The sequence below is a fragment of the Allobranchiibius sp. GilTou38 genome (genome assembly GCF_017565325.1).
In the GTDB taxonomy this organism is placed as follows: Bacteria; Actinomycetota; Actinomycetes; order Actinomycetales; family Dermatophilaceae; genus Allobranchiibius; species Allobranchiibius huperziae.
Map to the genome: position 1 here is coordinate 39770 of NZ_JAGEKN010000010.1, position 23475 is coordinate 63244.

Genomic DNA, 23475 nt, shown 5'->3' on the forward strand with positions numbered 1-23475 from the left:
ACCTGCTGGGCCTCGGCGCACACTGCCGCCGGGTCCATGCGTTTCGGACATAGCCTTTCTAACTATCACATCTCAACCCTCAGATGCGCTTCCGCTTGCTCACAGGACCGCCACAGACACGACCGGACGGTCGACCAGGCGGGTTTGGCAGGGGCGGCATCGGCACGTACGGTGGTCCACATCGGGTCGTCAGCACTAGATGTGCTAACGGCCCACTTTCGGGGCGTGCCACACCACGGCACGATTCAGCCCTCGTGGCACCGCGCCTAACCTCGCCCGGTGTCACCATCTGCCGGGAACGTCCCGGGAACGGCGAGGACGGGGGACCCAACCGGGTCTCCATGCATGGAGACCCACTGGGGTTAAGCAGAGAACTTCTGCAGGGCACCTGACCGCCCGACCCGACAGCTAACTCCGTAGGCGCGCGTCAGGAAAGGGACATTGGTTCATACATGAAGAACATCTCTACGAAGACCCGCATGATCACCGTCGGTGCCGTCGGCACCGCGATGCTCGGCACCGGCCTCGCGGCCGCCGGCACCGCCCACGCTGCTTCCGGTTCCGTCTGGGACCGCGTCGCTGCTTGTGAGAGCGGCGGCAACTGGGCCATCAACACCGGAAACGGCTTCTACGGCGGCCTGCAGTTCACCCAGCAGACCTGGGCCGGCTACGGCGGTACCGCGTACGCCGCCCGTGCGGACCTCGCCAGCCGTTCGGCTCAGATCGCGGTCGCCCAGAAGGTGCTCGCCTCCCAGGGTCCCGGCGCATGGCCGGTCTGCTCCAAGAAGGCCGGCCTGACCTCCGGCAACGGCGCGGGCAGCGGTGGTGGCGTCGCCACCCCGGCCCCCCGCCCCGTCGTCAAGCACCCCGGCCGCGGCGCCTCGCGCCCCGTGGTCAAGCAGCGTCACGCGGTCGCCCCCCAGGTGCGCACCCACCGTTACGTTGCTCCCCAGGTGCGTACGCACCTGCACCACGCCGCTGCGCCGCAGCTGCGTACGCAGCCCACCGGCCGTGTCATCACGGTGCACGCCGGCGACACGCTCAGCAAGCTCGCTGAGCGGTACCACGTCAAGGGTGGCTGGCAGGCCCTGTTCGCCATGAACAAGGGCACTGTGAACAACGCCAACCTGATCTTCATCGGACAGCACCTGTCCATCTGAGATCTCTCATGAAGAAGGCCCGGACCGCTCGTCGGTCCGGGCCTTCTTCTTCTCCCCACGAAGTTCTCCGCTACGTGGCGGAGAACTTCGCGGGGTGACGTTCGGGGCCCCCGCCAAGTATCGGAGCGAAGCTTCGGGCCCCGACAAGGTATTCGGAGGAGCGAAGCGGAGGAGAAACCTCGTTGGGTGAAGCGAAGCGGAGAACTCCGCGGGGTGACTCAGGCGTCGATGACGACCGGGATGATCATGGGACGCCGGCGCAGCTTGCCGCCCATGAACGAGCCCACGGTGCGGCGGATGACCTGCTGCAACTGGTAGGAGTCGGTGACGCCCTTGCGGCGGGCCTCCTCCAGGGCGGCCTCGAGCTTCGGCAGCACTTCGTCGAGGACCGCCTCTCCCTCGGCGAAGCCGCGGGCCTGGATCTGCGGTCCGGCCGCGATCTGCCCGGTGTCGGCGTCGCGTACGACGATGACGGTCACGAAACCCTCGTCGCGCAGGATCCGGCGGTCCTTCAGCAGGGTCTCGTCGGTAGTGCCCACCAGCGAGCCGTCGACGTAGATGTAGCCGCACGGCACCGCGCCGGTGATGGAGGCCTTGCCCTTCACGAGGTCGACGACGACGCCGTCCTCGGCGAGCACGACGTTGCTGCGCGGCACCCCGGTCTTCACGGCGAGGTCACCGTTGGCGATCAGGTGGCGCCATTCGCCGTGCACCGGCATCACGTTGCGCGGCTTGACGATGTTGTAGCAGTAGAGCAACTCCCCCGCGCTGGCGTGCCCGGAGACGTGCACCATGGCGTTGCCCTTGTGCACGACATTCGCGCCGAGGCGCATCAGGCCGTTGATCACCCGGTAGACGGCGTTCTCGTTGCCCGGGATCAGGGAACTGGCCATCAGCACGGTGTCGCCCCGGCCGACATCGATCCGGTGATCGCGGTTGGCCATCCGGGACAGCGCAGCCATCGGCTCGCCCTGCGAACCGGTGCAGACCAGCACGATCTTGTTGTCCTGCAGGTCGTCGAGCTTCTTGACGTCGACGAGCACCCCGTCGGGGATGGTGAGGTAGCCGAGGTCGGCGGCGATGCCCATGTTGCGCACCATCGAGCGACCGACGAGTGCGACCTTGCGCTTGTGCTTGTACGCCGTGTCGATCACCTGCTGCACGCGGTGCACGTGCGAGCTGAAGCACGCCACGATGATCCGGCGGGACGCCTCGGAGAAGACCCGCTCGATGGCGGGCGTGATGTCGCGCTCCGGAGTGGTGAAGCCCGGCACCTCGGCGTTGGTGGAGTCGGTCAGGAAGAGGTCGACGCCCTCCTCGCCGAGCCGCGCGAACGCCCGCAGGTCGGTGATCCGCCCGTCCAGCGGCAGCTGGTCCATCTTGAAGTCGCCGGTGTGCAGCAGGGTGCCGGCGGGCGTGCGGATGAAGACCGCGAGCGCGTCGGGGATGGAGTGGTTGACCGCGATGAACTCGCAGTCGAACGGGCCGAGCTTCTCCCGGTCCCCCTCCTTGACGCCGAGGGTGTAGGGCGTGATCCGGTGCTCCTTGAGCTTGGCCTCGATCAGAGCCAGCGTCAGCGTCGAACCGACGAGGGGGATGTCGGGCTTGAGCTTCAGGAGATAGGGCACCGCGCCGATGTGGTCCTCGTGCCCATGGGTGAGGACGATCGCGTCGATGTCGTCGAGGCGCTCCCGGATGTACTGGAAGTCCGGCAGGATCAGGTCCACGCCGGGGTGGTCCTCGGGGAAGAGGACGCCGCAGTCGACGATGAGCAGCCGACCGGCGTACTCGATGACGGTCATGTTGCGACCGACCTCGCCCAGGCCGCCCAGGGCGACGACGCGTACGCCGTCCTTGGGCAGGCGCGGGGGCGCGCTCAGTTCGGGGTGGGGATGGCTCACAGAACTCCTGATCGGCGAAGGCCCTCGCGCAGAATGTCGAGGTGCTCGGGTGCCGCCGGCAACAGTGGCAGGCGGCAGAAATCGGACTCGATCACGCCGAGCATCCTCATGGCGGCCTTGGCCATGATCGCGCCCTGCGTGGTGTTCATGACCGCCTCGATGGCGGGTATCAGCGTGGTGTGGATCTCGCGGGCGCGCGGCAGGTCGCCGCGGTCGACAGCGGCGACCATCTCGGCGTACTGACTCCCGGCGACGTGGCCGACGACGCTGACGATCCCCACGGCGCCGAGGGCGAGCCAGGGAAGGTTGAGCACGTCGTCACCGGAGTACCACAGAAGGTCGGTCTCGTGCATGAGCCGACTGGCCGCGAACAGGTCGCCCTTGGCGTCCTTGACGGCGATCAGCTCCGGGATCTGGGCCAGGCTGCGGATCGTGTCGCTCGCGAGGGCCGTGCCGGTGCGGCCGGGGATGTCGTAGGCCATCGCGGGGAGCCCGGTGGCGCCGACGACCGCCCGGAAGTGCTCCACGATGCCGGCCTGGGTCGGTTTGTTGTAGTACGGCGTGACGATCAGGACCGCGTCGGCCCCGACCGCGGCGAGCGCCTCGGCGGCACGGCACGAGTGGGCGGTGTCGTTGGTGCCGACACCCGCGGTGACCGCCACCCGGTCGCCGACGGCCTCCACGACGGCGCGTACGACCGCGACGTTTTCCTCGTCGGTGGTGGTCGCGGACTCCCCGGTCGTGCCGTTGACCACCAGGCCGTCGTTACCGTGGTCGGCCAGGTACGCCGCAAGGCGTTGGGTGCCGTCCAGGTCGAGTGCGCCGTCCTCGCGCATGGGGGTCACCATCGCGGTGACGGTGCGGCCGAACGGAGTGGACGTCATAGGGCGAAGGCTATCGGGCGCAGGCGCTGCCCCGATCCTGCGGTGGGCCCGGCCCGAGAGCTGCCAGGAGCTACCCAGGAGCTACCCGGGAGATGAAAGATCGCGTCGCTACCCGCTCGGGGGTCCGGGTAGCGACGCGATCACCCGGTACATCGGCCCACTCCCGGAGTCGTTACAGGACGGCGATGTGACCTGCGTCACACTAACGCTCACAAGCCGATGACTGTGGCGAGCGATCCGTCGCTGTCGCCCCCCGGCACTACCATCGGGGCCGTGGATCAGTACCTGGCGCTGCTGCGGCGCACCCTGCACGACGGCGCCCGCAAGGACGACCGCACCGGCACCGGCACCTTGTCGGTCTTCGGCCACCAGATGCGGTTCGACCTGGGCGCCGGCTTCCCCGTCACGACTACTAAGAAGCTGCACCTGCGCTCGATCTTCGGTGAGCTGCTGTGGTTCCTGCGCGGCGACACCAACGTCGAGTGGCTCCACGAGCGCAAGATCTCGATCTGGGACGAATGGGCCGATGAGAACGGTGACCTCGGGCCGATCTACGGGCACCAGTGGCGTTCGTGGCCGACCCCCGACGGCGGGCACATCGACCAGCTGGCGCGGATCATCGACGCGATCCGCACCACCCCCGACTCCCGCCGCCTCGTGATCTCGGCATGGAACGTCGCCGACGTCGACGACATGGCCCTGCCCCCGTGCCACACCCTCTTCCAGTTCTACGTCGCGCCGCCGGATGCAGGCGGCGTACGCCGGCTCTCGTGCCAGCTCTACCAGCGCTCGGCCGACGTCTTCCTCGGCGTTCCCTTCAACATCGCCTCCTACTCGCTGCTGACCTCGATGGTCGCCCAGGTCACCGGACTCGGGGTCGGCGACTTCGTGCACACCATCGGCGACGCGCACCTCTACCTCAACCACGTCGACCAGGCCCGTGAACAGCTGCGTCGCACGCCCGGCCCGCTGCCGACCCTGCGCCTCAACCCGGCACGCACCCAAATCGACACGTTCGAGCTGGAGGACATCGAGCTCGACGGCTACGTCGCCGCGCCCGCCATCAAGGCGCCGATCGCCGTATGACGATCACCCTCATCGCCGCCGTCGCCCGCAACGGCGTGATCGGCCGGGACGGTGACATGCCCTGGCACGTCCCCGGCGAGCAGCGTGGCTTCAAAGCCGCGACCATGGGCCACCCGATGCTGATGGGCCGCAAGACCTTCGCGGCCATGGGCGCCCTGCCCGGGCGGCGGTCGATCGTGCTGACCCGCGATCCGGACTTCCGGGCCGACGGCGTGGAGGTGGCGCGCAGCCTGGACGAGGCCCTCCTGCTCACGCAGGACGAGGACTTCTTCGTCGTGGGCGGAGCCCAGATCTATGCACTCGCACTTCCCTACGCCGACCGGCTGCTGCTCTCCTTCATCCCGCAGAAGCCGGCCGGTGACGCGTACTTCCCCGGCTGGCCCTACGACGACTCACCGGCCTGGCGCGAAAGTGCCCGCGAGGACCACGACGGGTGGACCGTCCTGACCTACGACCGGGTCACGCCGCGCACCCAGGTCGTGCACGGTCCCCGGATCGCCCGCGGGGCGCGGCAGAAGATCGGCGCCAGCGTCGCGGTCATGCACGAGGGCCGGCTGCTCGTCACGCGCCGCGAGGACAACGGCCTGTGGTGCCTGCCCGGTGGCGGCGTCGACGCCGGCGAGACCTGGTCGGAGGCCGCCCTCCGCGAGGCGCGTGAGGAGACCGGTCTCGAGGTCGCGATCGACGGGGTGCTGGCCGCGTACACCGACCCGAACGTCGTGGTCGCCTACCCCGACGGGCACCACACCCAGATCTTCGGCGTCTGCTTCCGCGCCCACCCGGTCGCAGGCGAGGCGGGCATCTCCGAGGAAGTGACCGAAACCCGTTGGGTGACCCGTGAAGAGGCCGCCGGGCTGCCCTTGATCCCCACTGCGCGGCGGCTCGTGCCGCAGGCGTTCGACACAGGCGATGTGACCTATGACTGACCTCACCCCCACCCCCGACGCGGCGGTCCGCACCGCCCGCGCCACCGATGCCGACGCGGTCGGCGCCGTGCAGGCGCAGCTGTGGCGCGAGGCGTACGGCATGTTCCTGTCGCCGAAGTTGCTCGAGCAGTTCACGCCCGAGGCCTTCGCGCAGGTGTGGGCCGAGTCGCTCACCAGTCCCCCGAGCCCGCTGCACCGACTGCTGGTAGCCACGCAGGGCGCCGACCTCGTCGGGTTCGTGGCCATCGGGCCCGGCGAGCACGAGGGCACCGGCGAGATCCTCGTCGGCGGCGTGCTGGCGAGCCACCGCCGCTCCGGGCACGGCTCACGACTGCTCAACGCCGCGGTCGACACCCTGCGAGCCGGCGACTTCGGGCAGGTCGAGGGATGGGTGCTCGCCCTCGACGAGCAGACGCGCGAGTTCGCCGAGCAGGCAGGGCTGTCCGCGGACGGCGCCTGGCGTGAGCGGGCGCTGCCCGGCGACAGCGCGGCCCGCGAGGTACGCCTGCGCGCCTGGATCGGCCCCGTCGAGGACTGAGTCCGCTCAGCTGCCGGGCTGCTCCAACTGGATGTTCACCATCCACGGCACGCCGAACTTGTCGGTCAGCTGGCCGAACTTGGCGCCCCACGGCGCCTTCTCCAGCGGCATATCGATCCTGGCGCCCTCCGACAGGCCCTTCCAGTAAGCCGTGAGCTCGTCGTCGTCGCCTCCCTCGCCGGTGAGCGAGATGCTCATCCCGCCGATCGGAGTGGCCTGCATCGTGCTCGGCACGTCGGCCCCCATCAGCTCCAGACCCTTCTCGGTCCGTAGGTAGCCGTGCATGATGTTCTCCTCCTCCCCCGCCGGCACCGGCATCTTGAACTGCGCGAAGGTGACGAGGTCGGGCGTGCCGCCCAGGACGGAGGCGTAGAAGGTCATCGCCTCGCGGGCGTGGCCTTCGAAGTTCAGGTAGGGGTTGAGGCTGATGGCCATGGCGGCTCCTGCGGGGCGAGAGGCTGATGTGAACGGGGTTCACATCGTAGCGACGCCGCTCGTGCCGGCGCCAGGGATCGACTGACCTCACAGGTCGAGAAGGTGCTCCAGTCCGACGGTCAGACCGGGCCGGTCGCCGATCACGCGCACCGCGGCCAGCACGCCGGGCATGAAGCTCACGCGGTCGAAGGAGTCATGCCGGATCGTGAGCGCCTCCCCCGCCGCACCGAAGGCGACCTCCTGGTGCGCCACCCGTCCGCGCATCCGCAGCGCGTGCACGGGAATGCCGTCGATGCGGGCACCGCGAGCGCCGTCCGGATCGGTGCGGGTCGCGTCCGGTACGTCAGCCAGTCCGGAGCTCGCACGGGCCGCCGCGACCAGCGACGCGGTGCGCGCCGCCGTACCCGAGGGTGCGTCGACCTTGTCCGGGTGGTGGGTCTCGATGATCTCCACCGACTCGTAGAACCGGGCGGCGCGCTGCGCGAACGCCATCATCAGCAGCGCGCCGATCGCGAAGTTGGGCGCGATGAGCACGCCGACCCGCGGGTCATCGATCAGCTGCGCCTCGAGCGCCTGCAGCCGCTGCGGCGACCAGCCCGTCGTCCCGACGACGCAGTGCACGCCGGCAGTCACGCAGTGCGCGACGTTGTCCGGCGAGGCATCGGGCGTCGTCAACTCCACCGCGACACTGGCGCCGCCCAGGTCACCGAGCGGATCGCCGTGATCGAAGCGACCCACCAGGTCCAGATCCGTTGCGTCGTCGATGGCCTGCACGGCAGCCGATCCCATCCGACCGGAGGATCCGATGACGGCTACGGGGATGCGTTCGCTCACGGCGCCCAGGGTAGGGGGTGGGGCGGTTCCCAGGGCATGAATAGTGGAGGTATATTCGTTACCTAAGTTAACGGTCGTGGGCGCATGCCGCGCGACGTCCTGTTCGATCTTCGAGGAGACTCATGTCCGAGGCCGCTTCGCCCCGCGAGCAGCGCACCCGTGGCGTACGCCGTCGCTACGAGGCCGAGCACCCGCGCTACAAGTGGGTGGCTTTGTCGAACACGACGCTCGGCGTGCTGATGGCGACGATCAACTCCTCGATCGTGATCATCTCGCTGCCGGCGATCTTCCGCGGGATCGGGCTGAACCCGCTCGGCGCCGGGAACATCAGCTACCTGTTGTGGACGCTCATGGGGTTCCTGGTCGTCTCCGCGGTGCTGGTCGTCACGCTCGGGCGCCTGGGTGACATGTTCGGCCGGGTGAAGATCTACAACCTCGGCTTCGTGGTCTTCACCATCTCCTCCCTCTTCCTCACGGTCGATCCGCTGCACCAGGGCGGGGGCGCGATGTGGATCATCCTGGGACGCCTCGTGCAGGGCGTCGGCGGCGCGATGCTGATGGCGAACTCGACGGCGATCCTCACCGACGCCTTCCCGTCCCACCAGCGCGGGATGGCCCTCGGCATCAACCAGGTCGCGGCCATCGCGGGATCGTTCCTCGGCCTGATCATCGGTGGCGTGCTGTCCGAATGGCACTGGCGCGCGATCTTCCTGGTGAGCGTCCCGATCGGTCTGCTCGGCACCGTGTGGTCCTACACCTCGCTGCGCGAGCTCGGCGTGAAGCGCCGCGGCACCCTCGACATCCCCGGCAACATCACCTTCGCCGGCGGCGTGACCGCGATCCTCGTCGCGATCACCTACGGGATCCAGCCGTACGGCGGCCACTCGATGGGGTGGACCAACCCCTGGGTGCTCGCCGGACTCATCGGCGGCCTGGCGCTCCTCGTGGCGTTCACCGTCATCGAGTCCAAGGTGAAGGACCCGATGTTCTCGATGGGCCTGTTCAAGATCAAGGCGTTCGCGGCCGGCAACTTCGCCGGGCTGCTCGCCTCGATCGGCCGGGGCGGCATGCAGTTCATGCTCATCATCTGGCTGCAGGGCATCTGGCTCCCGCTGCACGGATACGACTACCAGAGCACTCCTCTGTGGGCCGGCATCTACCTGCTGCCGCTCACCGTCGGCTTCCTGATCGCCGGACCGGCGTCCGGTTTCATGTCCGACCGGGTCGGTGCTCGCGCGTTCGCCAGCGGCGGCCTAATGCTGACGGCCGCGACGTTCGTCGGGCTCATCCTCATTCCGGTCGACTTCAGCTACCCGGTCTTCGCGCTGCTGCTCTTCCTCAACGGCATCGGGTCCGGGATGTTCTCCGCTCCCAACACCACGGCCATCATGAACAGCGTGCCGGCCAATCAACGCGGAGCGGCGTCCGGGATGCGCGCGACGTTCTTCAACTCCGGCACATCGCTGTCGATCGGGATCTTCTTCTCACTGATGATCGTCGGACTGGCCTCGCACCTGCCCGACCAGCTGCGCACCGGCCTGGCCGCCCAGCACGTGCCGGCGGGGGTGGCCGATCAGGTCGCCGGACTGCCGCCTGTCGGGTCGCTCTTCGCGGCGTTCCTCGGCTTCAACCCGATCCAGTCGCTGCTCGGTCCGACCGGGGTGCTGAAGCAGGTGCCGGCCGGTAACGCCAAGACCCTGACCGGTCGGGAGTTCTTCCCGCACCTGTTGAGCGGCCCCTTCCACGACGGCCTGGTGATCGTCTTCCTCACTGCCGCGGCGATGATGCTCATCGCGGCCGTGGCCAGCCTTCTGCGTGGCGGTCACTACGTGCACGACGACGATGATGACGACGCCCCCGCGGGGTCCGACGCCGTGCGCGACGAGGAAGTCAATCAGCCGGCCTGATCTCGGCTTTCGGACATGCACGGCGGGGCACCTGTGCCCCGCCGTGCATGTCCGAATTCAGCTCTTGCGGCGCGCGAGCCCGGCTGCGATGGCGCCGATGCCCGCGACGCCGACAACCCCACCAAGGACCTGGTAGGCCTGGTGGCGCCACCCCTGCGGGTCGAAACCCGCGGTCGCGGCCTGGATCGCGTCGTCGTACGACGTGCGCCCGCCGGGCGGTGCGCCCACCACCTCGAGGATGTCGTCCTCGTGACAGACCGCCTCGTGCACGAGACTGCCGACCAGCGGGCGCGCGATCCCCGCGGACACGGGGGTGACCGCCCCGACCCAGTGACTCGCGAGCTGCGGCGTAAGCACAGGAACCGTTGCGATCAGCGGTGATCCGAGTCCCGTCACCCGGGCGTACTCCCGCATCATCTCGGCGTAGGTGAGCACGTCGGGACCGCCCACGTCGAAGGTCCGGTTGACGTCCGGGGCGAGGTCGGCGGCGCCCACCAGGTAGTGGAGCACGTCGTCGATGGCCACCGGTTGGATGCGGTTGCGCAACCACCGCGGCGCCACGACGGCCGGCAGCCGCTCGGTCAGGTGCCGCAGCATGTCGAACGACGCCGACCCGTCACCGAGCACCACGCCCGCCTGCAGCACCGCCGTGGGGACGCCGCTCGCGAGCAGGATCTCCCCTACCTCGACCCGCGAGCCGAGGTGCGGCGACAGGTGACCGGTCGGGTGCAGCCCGGACAGGTAGACCAGCCGTCGGACGCTCGCGCTGTGCGCCGCCTCCGCCACGACGTGGGCCATCTCGCGGTCGCGGCGTACGAAGTCGCCCCCGCCGTCCATCGAGTGCAGCAGGTAGTACGCGGTGTCGACGCCGTCGAGCGCCTGCTTCATGTCGTCCGGGTCCGACGCGCTGCCCTGCGCGACCTCGACACGGTCGGACCACTCCCGGGCCCGCAGCGCCTCCGGGTGGCGGCTGAGCACCCTTACCTGCCAGCCACTTTCGAGCAGCTTCGGCACCAGCAGGCCGCCGATGTACCCGGTGGCGCCGGTGACCAGCGCGATGCGAGACGTCATACGGGACACAGTAGGCGTGCGCCCAGCGACGTCGGGGAGGATGGGCGGGTGCCTGCCTTCACTCCGGCCTCGTGGCTGACCGCCTGGACCTGGTCGTGGCCCGGCGTCGTCGTGGCGCTGCTGCTCACGGCGCCCTACCTCGCGCTGGCCGGACGCGCAGCGCGCCGGGGTGAGCGGTGGCCCTGGTGGCGCACCGCGGTCTACCTGGTGGCCGGCGTCGGATCGTTGATCTATGTGACCTGTGGACCGATCGGGGCCTACCGCACGAGTCTGCTGTGGTGTTTCGGCGGCCAGGTGGGGGTGGTCGCCTCCGTCACACCGCTCGCGCTGGCGATCGGCGACCCGGTCGGGCTCGTACGCCGGGTCCGTCCCGGCGCGGTCACCGCGCTGCAGGGGCGCGTCGCACGGGTGCTGATGTTCCCCCTGCTGGCATCCGTCCTGGCCGCCGTCAGCATCGTGCTGGTCTTCTTCACCGGATACGCGCAGTGGGCGATCACCTCCGGGATCGGCGAGTTGGTGCTTCTGGTGCACCTGCTCGCGGTGGGGGTCCTCGTCGTACTGCCGCTCCTCACCGAGGAGTTGCTGCCCGCGTGGGCGACCGCACCGGTGCGCGCGCTGTTCGCCTTCGTCGACGGGTTGCTCGACGCCATCCCCGGCATCCTGGTGATGACCGCGTCCTCGCTGCTGGTGCCGGACTTCCCGGGCTGGGGCACTCCGGCACACGCGCACTTCAGCAGGACCCTGGACCAGAAGTTCACCGGTGGGGCCCTGCTCGGCGTCGCCGAGGCCATCGGCGTGCCGCTCCTGGCGGCGGTGTTCGTGCAGTGGATGCGCAGCGACGCGGTGGAGGCCGCCCAGGTCGATGCACGACTCGACGCTCAGGAGCGCATCGGTCCTGCTCCGGCGGCGCGTACCCAGGTCGAGGAACCCGACGCGCAGGGCGATCGACCCTGGTGGTTGGACGACCCACGAATGGCCGACCGCTTCCACAAGCGCAACGACTCCACCGGCAACTGAGCGGACCGTCCGCGCGGGTCTGTCTCACCGTTGCGCCCGCGGGAGCACCGTCGACTCGCCGTCCCGACGATGCCGGGTCCGCCCGTGTCGGGTACGGCCAGCGTGGTGTCGCAGTCGAGGGTGACGACGTGGACGGCGGGTGGGTCAGCTCGCGAGGAACTCCACGTCGATCGCGATCGTCACCGCGATCCGGCGTGGAGCGAACCTCAGGTCCGTCGAGGACCCGCTCGACGCGACGAAACGAGCCTGTTCGCGGAACTCGGGCCCACCCTGGGCAGATCCGCTGTCGGCGATGACGACCGCTTCGATCGCCTGTTTGCCGGCTGCCCGCGCGTACTGGTGAGCGTGCTCGTCGGCAGACCGCACCGCCTGCGCGCGCAGCGAGTTGCTGGCCTCGTTGCGGGTGGCGGTGGTCAACTCCCATTGCACGTGCTGGACCCGCACCTCGTCGATCTCGCACCACTGCTCCACGGCGTGCCCGAGCTGTTCGAAGTCCGCGAAGCGCGCCTGGACGTCGGCGGAGGTCTGGTGCGTGTGCGGCAGTCGGCGACCGTCGGGGTCGTACGGCCGATCGGACCAGGTGGTCACCTGCTCGTTGCTCCAGCGGCGTACCGCTCCGCCGCGTTCGAGGTCGGCGAGCTCGTCGGTCAGTAGGCGCAGCACCGTGCGGACGCGTTCGGTGACTGCGTGCTTGTCCGTGCCCTCCGCCTGGATACGCAGCTGCAGATCGGCTCGCTCGGCAGGGCAGTGCCTGGTGGCGGTCTCGTGCACCCGAATGGTCAACGACATCTCTGGAACCTATCGGCTCCCCGGCCGCTCCAGAGCGTTTCGATCCCGTGAGCGCCCGTCCAGTGTCGAACGCGCCGGCCCGGGTCAGGCGGTGCGGTGGCGCTGGCAGCGCGGGCACCAGAACAGATTACGTCCGCCCATCACCTGGGTGCGCACCTTCGCGCCGCACCTCGGGCACGGCTCGTCCGTACGCTTGTAGACCGCGTGCTTCGGGCGGCGTACGACGGCCGCGCCGGTGCTGGCGATCGCCGCCTCCGCCTTCTCCAGCTGCGCCTCGTCCGTCACGATCCGGCCGGTGGCGACGCCCACCTTCATCAACCGCACGAGGTCGGTCCACAGTGCGTCCCACACCGCGGAGCGCACCTTGTTGCCCGGCTTGAACGGGTCGACACGATGACGCCACAGCAGCTCGCAGCGATAGAGGTTGCCGATACCCGCGACCACGTCCTGGTCCATCAGCAACTGGCCGATCGCCTTGCGGCTGCGATGGATCCGATCCCACGCACGGCTCGGATCGGCATCGGCTCGCAGCGGATCCGGACCGGTGCGCGCGATGACCTCCGCGACCTCCGTAGGAGTGCGCAGTGCGCAGATGATGGGCCCGCGCAGGTCGGCGACCGTGGTGTCGGTCGCCAGCCGCAGGCGCACGGCGCCGCGCGGAGGCGGCAGCATGTCGTCGTACGACAGCACACTGAACTTGCCGATCAGGCCGAGGTGCACGTGCAGCACCCGTTCGGCGGAGAACTCCACGAACAAGTGCTTGCCCCAGGCGTCCGCGCTGTCGAGATAGGTGCCGTCGAGCAGCGCCGCGCTCTCGGCGAATCGGCCCTGCGGGCTGCTCACCGCCGGCCGGCTCCCGCCGAAGGAGTCGTCGATCGCGGAGGCGAGCCGGTGAATCGTATGTCCCTCTGGCACAGCCTCACTCAGCCGATCAACACGGTCGAGACGCGATCCAGCCGAGGCTGGTCGTACTGTCCATCCGACACCACACCGCGCGCCCAGGTCAGCAGCAGCCGGTCCCCCAGCACCTCGACCCCACCCATGTTGTTGTCGAACCACGGCCCGTGCGTGAGGTCCCACTCGTACGCCGGCCGCCGCACCTGCGGCAGCCGCCGCGCGAGGCGGCGCATCGGGCGCTTCGTCCAGTTCGCCAGGGCGCCCTGCAGCATCCGCACGTGGCGCGGCAGCGGGTTGCGGATCGGCGAGCAGACGACCTGCAGAATCCGCGAACTCAGCGCATAACGCTCGTGCTGCACCTGGGTGATGTAGGAGTTGTGCACGTCGCCGGACAGGAATGTGATCGTCGCCGGCGCCTCGCCGTGCTGGCCGCGTGCCACCTCCACCACCCGTTGCAGCACGTGGGCGAACGACCGCTCGAACGCCGCCCAGTGCTCCAGATCGACCGCCTCGCGCAGCTTCTCGCCGAGTCGCGCCGTCCGTGGCCCACCCCACGCGCCGCCCGCCATCGTCTCGTCGATCGACTCCAGGTCGTGGATGGCCGGCGGGAGGAAGAACGGCAGCGACGTGCCGATGAACAGATGCGAGGTGTCACCGTGCAACTGCTCGTCGAACCACCGGCTCTCCTTCGCATCCAGCATCGCGCGCTTCCCCGGCTCCAGCACTCGGGCATTGCGCGAGTCGATGACGACGAGCCGACTCTCACCCAGATCACGGGTGAAGGAGAAGCGATAGGTCTCCGGCTCGCGGTCGACCCGGTCGGCGAACGCTTCGATGACCTCGGTGATGTCCAGCTCACCCTCGACCGGGTCATGGGCGGCGATCTGCCGCCAGATCTCGTCCTGCCGCAGCTCGTCCGGCGCAAGATTGCCCGCGTGCTGGTAGATCCAGTACGACGCGAGCGCACCCTTGATCCGGTCGCGCCACCACGGGAGCTCGTTCATCTCCTCGTGCCAGGCCTGCGAGGTGTTCCAGTCGTCGCGCACGTCGTGGTCGTCGAAGATCATCGCGCTGGACAACGTCGAGAGCAGCCATCGGTTCGCCGGGTCGGACCATGCCAGCCGGTAGAGCTCGGCGTACTCCACGAAGTCCTTCACCTCCGACCCCGGCGGGGCGTCCAATCCCCTTCGACGCTCAATGAACTCGCGCATCGCACGCGATGTCTCGTCGGCATAGAGCTGGTCGCCGAGGAAGAGCACGAAGTCGGGCCAATGGTCGGGGTTGCGCACCATCTCCAGCGCGTACGCGCGCAACGCGTCGACCCCGTGCGCCTGGGTGCCCTCCTTGTCGTGCGGGACGCTCGTGCGGCACGACCCGTAGATGAAACGCGACGGCCTGCTGCGATCGAGGGTGGCGATGCGGCACGGCGGGTAGGCGTCATCGGGCGTCGGCCACAAAACGTCGCCGTCCACGGCCACCTGGTAGTCCTGGACCGACCCGGGGGCCAGGTCCTCGATCAGCACGATCGCGTAGTGGTGTCCGTGCGCGGCGAAGGTCGGCACGGACGTGGTGTGGCCGTCGTCGGTGCGCACCTCGACCTGCCCGGCGGCGGCCGTCTCGACCCAGATCGTCGCCGTCGTCTCCCCCACATGGCGCAGCAGCGGACCGAGGACCAGCGGTGGAGGCATAGGACAGTCCTAGCAAACCGCGCCTCAGCGGGCGCGACGGCCCGGTGTGCGGCTGCGCGTCACGACGTACGCCGAGGGGTTGACGCCGTGGTAGCGCACCACCTGCTCACGCACGATCTTCAGCCCGCGGGTGCGTGCCAGAGCGTCCTTGAAGATCCGCTTGTCATCGGTGAGCAGGACGCAACGACCGCTCGGCGCCAGCACACGCTCGATCTCGCGCAGCACCCGCGGGTAGAGCTCGATGTTGTTGCTGTTGCTGCCGATCCGCTTCCCGAAGGGCAGGTCCGTGACGACGCGGTCCACGCTTCGATCGGCCAGGTCCAGTCGGGCGGCATCCCCTACGAAAACCTCGATGCGCCCGTCGAGACCGCGTTCGGCGAGGTTGCGACGCGCCAGGTCGATCGCCTCGACGTCCTGGTCCAGACCGATGCACCGGCCGTCCGGCCGGTCGATCGCGTCGACGATCGGGACGGTGGCGACCCCCGCGCACGGATCGAGCAAGACATCGTGAGGAGCACACTTGGCGAGCCGCAGCAGGCCCGCGACCACCGACACGGGTGTCGCCGCCGGCAGACGGCGCAGCGTGCCGAATCGAGCCGCCCACGCCAGGGGCCCCAGCTGGGCGACGCCGCGCTCGACGTCCAGGTTGACCTGCCAGTCGGAGGGGGCGTTCACCCACACCGCTCCGTCGGAGAAGCGCGCGATCAGCTCCTCGCGGACATCGGGCGCGGCCTGCACCCGGAACCGCACCGGCTGCTCGATCCCGACGCGCTCTGCGAGCCGTCGTACGACATCGGCGATGACGTCGGAAGGTGCATCCGGATCCCAGGGCAGCGCCACCCGGTCCAGCGCGACGGCGGACGTCAGGAACCCTAGATCCTCCACATGCTGCAGGAGGATCTCCCCCGGCTCGATCGACCGGCTGCGGATGCCGTGCTCCTGCAGCAGATCTCCGCGGAACAGATCCTCGAACCCGACCGCGCACGTCACGATCAGGTCCACCGGCATACCCGTGATCCTCTCAGGCCGCACGACGCTCGATTGTCAGCGCATTCGTGGCGCCGACACCACCACGACGCTGACAACCGCTGAGGCCGCTTCCGGTTGTCAGCGGATTCCTGGCGCCGGCACCACCACGACGCTGACAACCGCGGCAGGGGCCAGGACGCACGGACGCCCGGCACCCCCGTTCGGGGGCGCCGGGCGTCCGGGTACGGCGTATCAGACTCAGGCGTCGGCCGGGGTCGCGCCGGCGGGCTGGTTGGACTCGTTCGAGCCGCCCTGCCCGCCACCGCTGTTGCCACGGCCGCGACCGCCACGACGGCGGTTGCGCGGGCGGCGTTCGCCACCCTCACCCTGGCCACCGGTGTCCTCGGACCCGGTGCCCTGCGCGGAACCGTCGTCCTCGGCGGCGACGGCCGTGGTGTCGTCCGCAGCGGTCTCCACAACCGGGGCGGCGTCGGCCACGGGGGCCGGCTCCGCGGCGGCGGGAGCAGCCTGGGCGGGGGCGGCCTCGGCAGCAGCCGACGCGTCCTCGACGACGGCCAGCGACAGCTTGCCGCGAGGGTCGACCTCCTTGAGCTCGACCTGCACCTTCTGACCGATCTTCAGGACGTCCTCGACGTTGTCGATCCGCTTGCCGCCGACGAGCTTGCGCACCTCGGAGATGTGCAGCAAGCCGTCCTTGCCGGGCAGCAGGGAGACGAACGCGCCGAACGTCGTGGTCTTGACCACGGTGCCCAGGAAACGCTCGCCGACCTCCGGCATCTGCGGGTTGGCGATCGCGTTGACCGCGGCCCGGGCGGCCTCGGCTGACGCACCGTCGGTCGCACCGATGTAGACCGTGCCGTCGTCCTCGATCGACAGGTCCGCGCCGGTGTCCTCCTGGATCTGGTTGATCATCTTGCCCTTCGGGCCGATGACCTCACCGATCTTGTCGACGGGCACCTTCACCGTGATGACACGCGGTGCGAAGGGGCTCATCTCGTCGGGGCCGTCGATGGCCTCGTGCATGACGTCCAGGATGTAGAGCCGGGCGTCGCGTGCCTGGGTGAGCGCACGACCGAGCACGTCGGCGGGGATGCCATCGAGCTTGGTGTCCAGCTGGATCGCGGTGACGAACTCCCGCGTGCCGGCGACCTTGAAGTCCATGTCGCCGAAGGCGTCCTCGGCTCCCAGGATGTCGGTCAGCGCGGCGTACTGGGTCTGTCCGTCGACCTCGGCGGAGACCAGGCCCATCGCGATGCCGGCGACCGGGGCGCGCAGCGGCACACCGGCGTTCAGCAGGGCGAGGGTGGACGCGCAGACCGACCCCATCGAGGTGGAGCCGTTGGAGCTCAGCGCCTCGGAGACCTGACGGATCGCGTACGGGAACTCCTCGCGGGTCGGCAGCACCGGCATCAGGGCGCGCTCGGCGAGCGCTCCGTGGCCGATCTCGCGGCGCTTCGGCGAACCGACGCGACCGGTCTCACCGGTGCTGTACGGCGGGAAGTTGTAGTTGTGCATGTAGCGCTTGCGCGACACCGGGCCGAGCGTGTCGAGCTGCTGCTCCATGCGCAGCATGTTGAGGGTGGTGACGCCCATGATCTGGGTCTCGCCACGCTCGAAGATCGCCGAGCCGTGCACCCGCGGGAGCACCTCGACCTCAGCGGACAGCGCACGGATGTCGGCCAGACCGCGGCCGTCGATGCGCACCTTGTCGCGCAGGATCCGCTGCCGGACCTGAGCCTTCTGCAAGGCGCGGTACGCGGCGGACACCTCCTTCTCGCGACCCTCGAAGCGCTTGCCCTCGCCGGCCAGTTCGGCCTTCAGGGCGCCCTTCAGCTCCTCGATCTTGTCCTCGCGGTCCTGCTTGTCCACGATCGTGAACGCGGCGGCGACCTGCTCGGAGGCGTCCTTCTCGACGGCCTCATAGACGTCGTCCTGGTAGTCCAGGAAGATCGGGAAGTCCTGCACGGGCTTCGCGGCCTGCGAGGCGAGCTCGGACTGCGCGTCGCACAGGACGCGGATGAACTTCTTGGCCGCTTCCAGACCCTCGGCGACGATCTCCTCGGTCGGAGCGGTCTTGCCCTGGTTCTTCACCAGGTCCCAGGTCGCTTCGGTGGACTCGGCCTCGACCATCATGATCGCGACGTCGTCACCGGCGACGCGGCCGGCGACGACCATGTCGAAGGTCGAGCGCTGCGCGTCGGAGAAGTTGGGGAAGGCGACCCACTGGCCGTCGATGAGGGAGACGCGGGTGGCGCCGACCGGGCCGGAGAACGGCAGGCCGGAGATCTGCGTGGAGGCGGACGCACCGTTGATGGCGAGCACGTCGTACTGGTGGTCGGGGTTGAGCGACAGCACCGTGATGACGACCTGAACCTCGTTGCGCAGACCCTTCTTGAAGGTCGGGCGCAGCGGGCGGTCGATGAGGCGACAGGTCAAAATGGCATCCGTCGAGGGCCGTCCCTCGCGGCGGAAGAAGCTGCCGGGGATCTTGCCCGCGGCGTACATCCGCTCCTCAACGTCGACCGTCAGGGGGAAGAAGTCGAACTGGTCCTTCGGTTGCTTGCCTGCGGCCGTGGTGGACAGCAGGGTGGTCTCGTCGTCGAGGTAGCACAGCACGGAGCCGCCTGCCTGCTTGGCGAGGCGTCCGGTCTCGAACCGGACGGTGCGGGTGCCGAAGCTGCCGTTGTCGATCATGGCTTCGGCAAAAGTGATCTCTGGACCCTCCATTGGGTCTCCTCTTCTGTTCTCTTCTGACCGGCCGGCGGATCGTCGTTGCCCGCGGCCGTTTTCTTCATCTCGGGGCGTAAGGCGATGTTGCCCGCGGGCGGCAGCGCAGCGGCTGCGGCCGGCGGGGTCGACATACCCCCGAACACGCCAGAAGGCGGCCACCGCGAAGGTGACCGCCTGCTGGCGTGAAGTGGGTGATCAGCGACGTAGACCCAGTCGCTTGATGAGCGAGCGGTAACGCTCGACGTCGATGTCCTCGAGGTAGCGCAGCAGACGCTTGCGCTGGCCGACCAGGAGAAGCAGCCCGCGACGGCTGTGGTGGTCGTGCGGGTGCTGACGCGAGTGCTCGGTGAGGTCCTTGATGCGCTGGGTCAGCATAGCGACCTGCACCTCGGGGGACCCGGTGTCACCCTCGGACGTTGCGTACTCGGACATGATCTGTGCCTTGACGGCGGTTTCCAGGGGCATCGTGAAGATGACTCCATTTCTGTGACTCGTTGCGCGGTGCTCCTGGGCATGTCCACCAGGGCGCTGTCGATCCGCGGCCGGTATACGGCGGTGCCCAGAATAGCAGCGCGACAGGAGGCGCCCTAATCGGCCGAGGCCGCCACGACGCCTCCGCCGGGCCGCGTGCGAGCCGCGTCTCTCAGGTGATCGCGGCGGTGATGACGGCGGCGATGGCCAGGTGGCTGGCCGCAGTGACCCACACCGCGGGGTGCCGCTCGGTGGCGACCATCATCGCGCCGAGCTTTCCGGGCGTCAGGATGTCGAGGATGACGAAGAACACCGCCATGATCAGCATCCCGAGGATGCTGAAGACCGCGGTGCGGATGAGGCCGTCCGTGAGGTCGCCGTGGGCGCTGCGGATCGCCGCCACGATGATCGCGGCGACCGAGACCACGTTGACCGACACCAGGATGCAGGCGTTGGTGTTGCGCTGCTCCCAGATGAGCTCGTGCAGCTTGCCCGGGGTGAGCATGTCGATCATGGCGTAGCCGACGAGCATCATCCCGACGCCCACCCCGGCGTACGCGGCGATCGCACCGACGTCGTTCCACAGATCCGAACTGGTCATCGCATCTCTCTCACTGGTCTGACGGCGGGCGACTCCTGCTGGGCGGCTCCTGCTGAGGGTAGACGTGTCGGGCGTTCCCCTGCCCCGCCCACCGCGCGGCCGCTCAGCCGAGTCCCAGGTCACAGGTGAGCTGCCGCCACGCCGCGACCATGAGCGGTCCGCCGTGGCCCTCGGTGCTCTCGATGACCAACCGCGACCTCGGGAGCACGCGGTGCAGCTCGTACGCCGTCACCGCCGGCCCGCTGATGTCCCTGCGTCCGTGGACCAGCCCGACCGGTATCTCGCGCAGGGCGCCGGGGTCGGTGAGCAGCGGCGGGTCGAGGAATCCGTCGTGACTCCAGTAGTGGGCGGTCAGCCGGGTGAACGCCACCTGGTAGTCGATCGGCCGCTCGCTGTGGCTGGTGGTCGGCTGCAGCAGCCCGACGTGCGCGTCCTCCCAGCGCATCCACACCTCAGCCGCCGGGCGGTGTACGAGCGGGTCGGGGTCGGCCAGCAGACCTGCGTACGCCGTGACGAGTCGTCCCTGCCCGCGGCGGTAGCCGACGCCCGCGCGCTCGGCGTACCCGGCGTATTCATCCCACGCCTCGGGGAAGATCCGCCCGACGTGCTCGGTGATCCAGTCCACCTCCGCTCGGCCGGTGGTGGTGACCGCCATGACGCTGACCGCGAGGGTGCGTTCGGGGTGGTCGCGGCCGTAGGCGAGCCCCAGGGTCGAGCCCGACGACACCCCGGTCACGACCCAGCGCTCGATGCCGAGGTGGGTGCGCAGCGCTTCCAGGTCGGCGATCAGGTGCGCCGTCGTGTTGGCGCCCAGGTCGTACGTCGGGTCGGACGCGTGCGGCGTCGACCGGCCGCAGCCGCGCTGGTCCAGGCCGATGACCCGGAAGCGGTCGTTGTCGAACCAGCCCCGGTAGCTGCCCTTGTTGAGACCGCCGCCCGGGCCGCCGTGCAGATAGACCAGAGGTACGCCGTCGGGGGCGCCGGAGTCCTCCCAGTAGACGCGGTGTCCGTCGCCGACCTCGAGCAGGCCGGTGGCTATGGGGTCCGTGTGCATGCGGTCATCGTGGCAGGCCGGCAGTGGCAGACTTGTCGCTCATGAGCCGATCCGTGCCGACTGATCGACCCAGTGAACGCGCCCGCTACGAGGCGGAGGTCGCGGCGTACGTCGCGGCCGGGGGGAACGAACAGGTCCAGCGGGTCATCACCGCGGTGCACGGGATGTCCCGTCGCCTCGCCCAGTGGTACACCCGCCAGCTGCAGGATGTCGGCCTCTCCTCCGGCGAGTGGTCGGTCATCTCCATCCTCGCCACGGCGCCCGACGGTCAGCTGACGACGCCGTCGTACCTGGCGCACGCGACCGCCATCGCGCCATCGTCGATGACCCATCGGCTGGACCGGATGAGCGAGCGGGGGTTGCTCGAGCGCACCCCCGACAAGGAGAACCGGACCAGGATCCTCGTCGCGCTGACCGAGACGGGCTGGGAGCTGTTCAAACAGGTCATCCAGGAGTCGGACGTGATGGAGTCGGACGTGCTGGACCGGCTCGACACCGCCGAGCGCGCCGGGTTGGCGACGCTGCTGGAGCAGGCGATCACCGGACTGGACGAGGCTCTCGGCGCCCGCTGACGGGGGCACGATCACCCTCACTCTGTTTCGGCCCGCTCGGCCCCTAACGCACGCCACCGACCCGCGCACACCCCGCGTTTCGGCCCGCTCGGCCCCTAACGCACGCCACCGACCCGCGCGCACCCCGCGTTTCGGCCCGCTCGGCCCCGAACGTCCGACGGAGAACTTCGTGGGGTGGTCTAGAACCAGATGGAGATCTCGCGGGCGGCGGACTCCGGTGAGTCCGAGCCGTGCACGATGTTGGCCTGCACCTTCTCGCCCCAGTCACGCCCGAGGTCGCCGCGGATGGTGCCGGGCAGCGCCTTGGTCGGGTCGGTGGCGCCGGCCAGGGCGCGGAAGCCCTCGATGCAGCTGTGGCCCTCAACGACGACGAACGTGGCCGGCCCTGAGGACATGAAGTCCACGAGCGGCTCGTAGAACGGCTTGCCCTGATGCTCCTCGTAGTGCCGGGCGAGGCGTTCGCGATCGGGGGTCGTGATGTGCAGGTCGGCCAGGACGTAGCCCTTGGACTCGATCCGGCGCAGCACCTCCCCTGTCAGGCCGCGACGGAAGCCGTCGGGTTTGACGATCACCAGGGTGCGTTCGATCTGCTCGGTCACGGGCGAAACCCTAACGGGTGGGCGTCAGGTGGCCTGCAGGGCGCCGACCGACAGCAGCACGATGACGCGACGTCCGGCTCGATGCGTCGGGTAGAACTCGAACGGTGTGGGAACGCACCCGAGCGTGCAGAAGACCGTTCATGGCTTCGTGAGCTTGCACCGGTAGACCCTCCGCCACTCCCCTGGGGCATATTCGTGGGGAGCTCCGTCCCATACGTCGACCTCGTGGTGGTAGACGAAATACATCCGAAAGAGATCACCACTGCGCGCACGAGGCAGCCGATCGCGACCGCGAAGAACATGAAACCTAGAGCGATAACAGGCGCCTTGAGCGGATGAATCGAGGACAGCACCACGATGATCAAGCCCGACCCGCCAAGAAGTGGTGCGAACTTCTGCAACTTCAGACGAGTGCGTTCGTGCCGGATCCCGAGTTGCGCAGGGACGAATCCTTCCGGGAACGGACGTCGAAGGTTCTTGAACACGCGGTTGCGGCGTCAGGTGGCCTGCAGCGCGCCGACCGACAGCAGCACGAAGAGCAGCACGGCCAGTCCGAGCCGGTAGAAGACGAACGGCCGCAGCGTGTGCGTGGTGAGGTAGCGCATCAGCCACGCGATGACGGCGTACCCGATGACGAACGCGAGCACCGTCGCGACGGCCACCTGGCCCCAGCCGTCCGGGTTGGGTTTGGACACCTCGCCGGCGAGCTCGAACAGGCCGGAGGACCACACCGCGGGGATCGCGAGCAGGAAGGAGTAGCGAGCGGCCGACTCCCGGCGGTAGCCCATCAGCATCCCGCCGCTCATCGTGCCGCCGGACCGGGAGACACCAGGGATCAGGGCCAGCGCCTGCCAGAGGCCGAAGACGATGCCGTCGCGGGTGGTGAGGTCCTGCACCTGCTTGGTCTGCCGCGCGGTGCTGTCGGCATAGGCGATGACCAGCGCGAAGAGCAGCAGCATGCTGGCGGTGATCCAGAGGTTGCGCGCCGGGCCTTCGATGGCGTTCTTGAAGATCAGCCCGAGGATGCCGATCGGCAGCGTGCCGATGATGACCAGCAGGAACTCCCGGGCGTCCGGGTCCGACCACGGCAGCCTGCGCCGCAGCGCAAGGACGCCGGCGCGGATGAGCCGCACGATGTCCCGCCAGAAGTAGACGAGCACCGCCGTCTCGGTGCCGAGCTGGTTGATGGCGGTGAACGCCGATCCGCCGCCGTCGTTGTCGAAGAAGAGCCGACCCACGATCAGCTGGTGCGCCGAGGACGAGACGGGGATGAACTCGGTCAGGCCCTGCACGATGCCGAGCAGGACCGCTTCGAGCCAACTCAT

General features: G+C 69.2%; 22 protein-coding genes and 1 riboswitch. Of the genes, 7 read left to right on the forward strand and 15 right to left on the reverse strand.

Annotated elements, in window-relative coordinates; all coding sequences use genetic code 11:
* The first annotated feature begins 280 nt into the window (after positions 1–280).
* Positions 281–438, forward strand: a riboswitch (cyclic di-AMP (ydaO/yuaA leader).
* 14 nt (positions 439–452) lie between these two features.
* The gene (locus tag JOB34_RS17925) at positions 453–1160 is read left to right on the forward strand and encodes a transglycosylase family protein (protein ID WP_208053336.1); all 708 of its coding nucleotides are present in this window, start codon (positions 453–455) and stop codon (positions 1158–1160) included.
* A 218-nt stretch (positions 1161–1378) separates the two neighbouring features.
* On the opposite strand, the gene JOB34_RS14400 is transcribed toward JOB34_RS17925, so the two are convergent.
* Both JOB34_RS14400 and dapA read right to left on the reverse strand, forming a co-directional pair.
* Positions 1379–3061 (reverse strand): ribonuclease J, encoded by a 1683-nt coding sequence (locus JOB34_RS14400; protein ID WP_208053337.1) that lies wholly within the window; start codon positions 3059–3061, stop codon positions 1379–1381.
* Complete coding sequence (gene dapA / locus JOB34_RS14405) at positions 3058–3945, reverse strand: 4-hydroxy-tetrahydrodipicolinate synthase (protein WP_208053338.1); 888 nt, start codon at positions 3943–3945, stop codon at positions 3058–3060. Before dapA ends, JOB34_RS14400 begins: the two co-directional genes overlap by 4 nt.
* A gap of 273 nt (positions 3946–4218) precedes the next feature.
* On the opposite strand from dapA, the gene JOB34_RS14410 reads away from it, so the two are divergent.
* The 3 genes from JOB34_RS14410 to JOB34_RS14420 are packed head-to-tail and all read left to right on the forward strand — an operon-like array spanning position 4219 to position 6495.
* Positions 4219–5031 carry a thymidylate synthase gene (locus tag JOB34_RS14410; RefSeq protein WP_347813879.1) on the forward strand — a complete coding sequence of 271 codons (813 nt, stop codon included), beginning with the start codon at positions 4219–4221 and terminating at the stop codon, positions 5029–5031.
* A complete protein-coding gene (locus JOB34_RS14415; RefSeq protein WP_208053340.1) occupies positions 5028–5957 on the forward strand; it encodes a dihydrofolate reductase in 930 nt (309 codons plus the stop codon). The genes JOB34_RS14410 and JOB34_RS14415 overlap by 4 nt, the downstream gene beginning before the upstream one ends.
* Positions 5950–6495, forward strand: a complete 546-nt coding sequence (locus tag JOB34_RS14420; RefSeq protein WP_208053341.1) for a GNAT family N-acetyltransferase — start codon at positions 5950–5952, stop codon at positions 6493–6495. Before JOB34_RS14415 ends, JOB34_RS14420 begins: the two co-directional genes overlap by 8 nt.
* Before the next feature lie 6 nt (positions 6496–6501).
* Here JOB34_RS14420 and JOB34_RS14425 read toward each other — a convergent pair whose 3' ends face one another.
* Together JOB34_RS14425 and dapB are read right to left on the reverse strand one after the other, a co-directional pair.
* Positions 6502–6930 carry a VOC family protein gene (locus JOB34_RS14425; protein WP_208053342.1) on the reverse strand — a complete coding sequence of 143 codons (429 nt, stop codon included), beginning with the start codon at positions 6928–6930 and terminating at the stop codon, positions 6502–6504.
* 87 nt (positions 6931–7017) lie between these two features.
* Positions 7018–7764, reverse strand: coding sequence for a 4-hydroxy-tetrahydrodipicolinate reductase (dapB, locus tag JOB34_RS14430; RefSeq protein WP_208053343.1), 747 nt, complete (start codon positions 7762–7764; stop codon positions 7018–7020).
* A gap of 122 nt (positions 7765–7886) precedes the next feature.
* On the opposite strand from dapB, the gene JOB34_RS14435 reads away from it, so the two are divergent.
* A complete protein-coding gene (locus tag JOB34_RS14435) occupies positions 7887–9671 on the forward strand; it encodes an MFS transporter (RefSeq protein ID WP_208053344.1) in 1785 nt (594 codons plus the stop codon).
* A 57-nt stretch (positions 9672–9728) separates the two neighbouring features.
* On the opposite strand, the gene JOB34_RS14440 is transcribed toward JOB34_RS14435, so the two are convergent.
* On the reverse strand, positions 9729–10742 hold the full coding sequence (locus JOB34_RS14440) for an NAD(P)H-binding protein (RefSeq protein ID WP_208053345.1): 1014 nt from the start codon (positions 10740–10742) through the stop codon (positions 9729–9731).
* Positions 10743–10790: 48 nt separating this feature from the next.
* On the opposite strand from JOB34_RS14440, the gene JOB34_RS14445 reads away from it, so the two are divergent.
* Positions 10791–11759, forward strand: a complete 969-nt coding sequence (locus JOB34_RS14445) for a cytochrome c oxidase assembly protein (protein ID WP_208053346.1) — start codon at positions 10791–10793, stop codon at positions 11757–11759.
* A gap of 144 nt (positions 11760–11903) precedes the next feature.
* Here JOB34_RS14445 and JOB34_RS14450 read toward each other — a convergent pair whose 3' ends face one another.
* From JOB34_RS14450 to JOB34_RS14485, 8 genes are all read right to left on the reverse strand, one after another.
* The gene (locus JOB34_RS14450) at positions 11904–12548 is read right to left on the reverse strand and encodes an SIMPL domain-containing protein (protein ID WP_208053347.1); all 645 of its coding nucleotides are present in this window, start codon (positions 12546–12548) and stop codon (positions 11904–11906) included.
* 84 nt (positions 12549–12632) lie between these two features.
* A complete protein-coding gene (locus JOB34_RS14455) occupies positions 12633–13463 on the reverse strand; it encodes an Fpg/Nei family DNA glycosylase (protein ID WP_208053348.1) in 831 nt (276 codons plus the stop codon).
* A gap of 8 nt (positions 13464–13471) precedes the next feature.
* The gene (locus tag JOB34_RS14460; RefSeq protein ID WP_208053349.1) at positions 13472–15133 is read right to left on the reverse strand and encodes an alkaline phosphatase D family protein; all 1662 of its coding nucleotides are present in this window, start codon (positions 15131–15133) and stop codon (positions 13472–13474) included.
* Positions 15134–15157: 24 nt separating this feature from the next.
* Positions 15158–16141 carry a methyltransferase domain-containing protein gene (locus tag JOB34_RS14465; RefSeq protein ID WP_208053350.1) on the reverse strand — a complete coding sequence of 328 codons (984 nt, stop codon included), beginning with the start codon at positions 16139–16141 and terminating at the stop codon, positions 15158–15160.
* 219 nt (positions 16142–16360) lie between these two features.
* Positions 16361–18850 (reverse strand): polyribonucleotide nucleotidyltransferase, encoded by a 2490-nt coding sequence (locus tag JOB34_RS14470; RefSeq protein WP_208053351.1) that lies wholly within the window; start codon positions 18848–18850, stop codon positions 16361–16363.
* A gap of 198 nt (positions 18851–19048) precedes the next feature.
* Entirely contained in the window at positions 19049–19318 is a 270-nt protein-coding gene (gene rpsO / locus JOB34_RS14475) for a 30S ribosomal protein S15 (protein WP_179481766.1), read from the reverse strand.
* A 178-nt stretch (positions 19319–19496) separates the two neighbouring features.
* Entirely contained in the window at positions 19497–19925 is a 429-nt protein-coding gene (locus tag JOB34_RS14480) for a DUF350 domain-containing protein (protein ID WP_208053352.1), read from the reverse strand.
* Between the two features lie 103 nt (positions 19926–20028).
* Positions 20029–20979, reverse strand: coding sequence for an alpha/beta fold hydrolase (locus JOB34_RS14485; protein WP_208053353.1), 951 nt, complete (start codon positions 20977–20979; stop codon positions 20029–20031).
* A gap of 41 nt (positions 20980–21020) precedes the next feature.
* On the opposite strand from JOB34_RS14485, the gene JOB34_RS14490 reads away from it, so the two are divergent.
* On the forward strand, positions 21021–21551 hold the full coding sequence (locus JOB34_RS14490; protein WP_208053354.1) for a MarR family transcriptional regulator: 531 nt from the start codon (positions 21021–21023) through the stop codon (positions 21549–21551).
* Positions 21552–21730: 179 nt separating this feature from the next.
* Here the strand turns inward: JOB34_RS14490 and ndk are convergent, their stop codons facing one another.
* Together ndk and JOB34_RS14500 are read right to left on the reverse strand one after the other, a co-directional pair.
* Positions 21731–22150 (reverse strand): nucleoside-diphosphate kinase, encoded by a 420-nt coding sequence (gene ndk / locus JOB34_RS14495; RefSeq protein WP_208053355.1) that lies wholly within the window; start codon positions 22148–22150, stop codon positions 21731–21733.
* A gap of 497 nt (positions 22151–22647) precedes the next feature.
* Positions 22648–23475: an undecaprenyl-diphosphate phosphatase gene (locus tag JOB34_RS14500; protein ID WP_208053356.1), complete on the reverse strand. Its 828-nt coding sequence runs from the start codon at positions 23473–23475 to the stop codon at positions 22648–22650.